Below are 2,297 nucleotides of genomic sequence, written 5' to 3'. Positions count from 1 at the left end.
CTCTCGCACCGGGCGAGGACGCGGCAGTTCGGGGAACCGTTCGCACGCCGCATCGAAGGCCGCCTGTACGCCCTCCGGCCCGGAGCCCCCCTTCATGCGGCGGAAGATCTCGGTCTTGGCGAAGAACCGCCAGTGGATCGGCAGGTCGCTCAGTATGGCGGTGAGCCGGTCGTAGGCCGCAGGGGTCCATTGCGCTTCGTAGCCGTCGCGCTCTGGACCGAAATGGAAATGGCCGGCGGACGGCTTTTGCCGCGCGCGCAGCCTTTCCGTCGCCTGCTCGTCGACCTCGCCGCCGCGTAGGACGACGCCATAGTCGCGCTCCGCCGATGTCTCTGAGACATAGCCGCGCCGAACGTCCTGTGCGACCCGCCAGGGCTCGCGCACGTGCGGATCGCCGCGCCCGCCGCCTCCGGCGGAGCGGATATCGAGCAGGTCGCCGGGCTGCAGCACCGCGGTGTCGATGTTGCCCAGCCGCCGCTCGTGCTCGGTGCCCGGATTGACGACCATGTCCGACAGGCCGGCGGCCTTGCCGCCCAGCACGCCCCAGGGACGGAAGAAACTGCGGTCGCGGTTGCGGGCCGTGATCCTGGAGTCGGGGGCAAAGACGCGGAAGGCCATCTCGGTCGCCAGCCCGCCGCGCCAGCGGCCCGCCCCGCCGCTGTCCCTGGCGAGCCCGTATTTCACGAATTCGACCGGGGTCTCGGTCTCGGTGATTTCGATCGGCGTGTTCTTGAGATAGGCGGCATCGGCGCCCGATCCGTTGGTCCCATCGCGATGCGGCATCGCACCGCCGCCGCCCACCACCGGGTTCACGGCGGCGATGACCGTGCGGCTGCTGCGCTCGTCGATAGTCATGACGTTGACGATGCAGTTGTTGCCGGCCGGCGCCGCGGGCAGGCGCTCCGGCACGGCCTGCGAGAAGGCGCCGAAGATGACCGAGCGCAGCCGGGCGCAGGTGAGCGAGCGCATGCCCACCGCTGCCGGGTGGACCGGATTGAGCACCGACCCCTGCGGCGTGATGCAGGTGAAGGGCCGCGTGAGGCCGGTGTTGAGCAGGAGCTTTGGGTTGAGCGTGTAGAGCACGTAGTAGACGCCGACCAGCAGCATGGTGTGGCGCGGGTCGCCACCTGAAGGCACGTTAAGCGAGGAGCCCAACTGCGGATCGGAGCCGGTGAAGTCGAGCACCGCCTCGTCGCCCTTGATCGTCAGCGTCAGCTTCAGCCGGCAGGGATTGGCCTCGACCGAATCCTCGTCGGCATAGTCGGCGAATTCCCACGTGCCGTCGGGCATGGCGCGCAGCACGTCGCGCGCCTGCGCCTCGGCATGATCGAGAAGTGCGGCAACCCCTTCGATGAAGCCGGCCTTGCCGAACTTCCGCACCATTGCCTGGATCTTGCGCTCGCCGGTGTTGAGCGCGCCGACAAGCGCCTTGATGTCGCCGATGTTGAGGTCGGGCTTGCGCACATTGGTGCTCATGATGCGCAGGATCGTCTCGTCGAAGACGCCCTCCCGCACCAGCTTCATCGGCGGGAAGCGGATGCCTTCCTGATGGATTTCGATCAGCGCCCGGCTGAGCGAAGCCGGCACCGCCCCGCCCATGTCGGTGTTGTGGATGTGACCTCCGGTCCAGGCGACGATCTCGCCGTCGACGAAGACCGGCTTCCACAGATGCGTGTCGGGGGCGTGCGTGGCGACGTGGCCCGAATAGGGATCGTTGGTGAAGGCGACGTCTCCAGGTCGGTAGTCGTCGACCATGGCGATCGCGCGGTGGTAGGAAAGTCCCGGATACCACGTGGCGCCGAGTTCCATCGGCACGGCGAAGGTCGCCCCCGCACGGTCCATCAGCATCACGGTGAAATCCTGCGTCTCCTTGACGAAGGCGGAGTGCGCGGTGCGGTGCAGCGTGTGGGCCATGTTTTCGGCGGCCGCGCGGGCGTGGTTCGCCAGAACCTGCAGGTTTGTCCGGTCAAACATGGCGTCACTCCGCGAAGGTCAGCAGAAGGTTGAGGTGGCGGTCGACGCGCGCCTGCGCTCCCGCGGGAATGGCGAAGGTGGTGTCTTCCTGCACGACCACGGCAGGCCCCCGGAAGGTGCTGCCCGGCACAAGGGTCTGCCGGTCGTGGAGGTCCACGACTTCGAGGCTCGCGCCCGTGTAGACCGGGAGACGGCGCGCCGGAATGGCGGCGGCGCCGATCTCGTCTGTCTCCGGGAAGGAGAGTTTCGGCCCCGCGCCGATGGCGGACAGCCGCACGTTCACAAGCTCGATCTCGCCGTCCGGGTCGTGAAAATCGTAGAGC

General features: G+C 68.1%; 1 protein-coding gene and 1 pseudogene. Both read right to left on the bottom strand.

Features of this window, described 5'->3' with window-relative positions:
- On the bottom strand, positions 1–1,974 hold a 1,974-nt coding region (locus EN738_RS33615), incomplete at its 3' end, for a hydantoinase B/oxoprolinase family protein (RefSeq protein ID WP_127287294.1).
- Between the two features lie 4 nt (positions 1,975–1,978).
- Positions 1,979–2,297 (bottom strand): annotated as a pseudogene (locus EN738_RS33610) (hydantoinase/oxoprolinase family protein); the annotation flags it as partial.

This window comes from Mesorhizobium sp. M4B.F.Ca.ET.017.02.2.1, from assembly GCF_003998955.1.
Classification (GTDB): Bacteria; Pseudomonadota; Alphaproteobacteria; order Rhizobiales; family Rhizobiaceae; genus Mesorhizobium; species Mesorhizobium abyssinicae.
The sequence above is the reverse complement of the archived record's forward strand: the minus strand, read 5'-3'. Positions and strand labels throughout refer to the sequence as shown.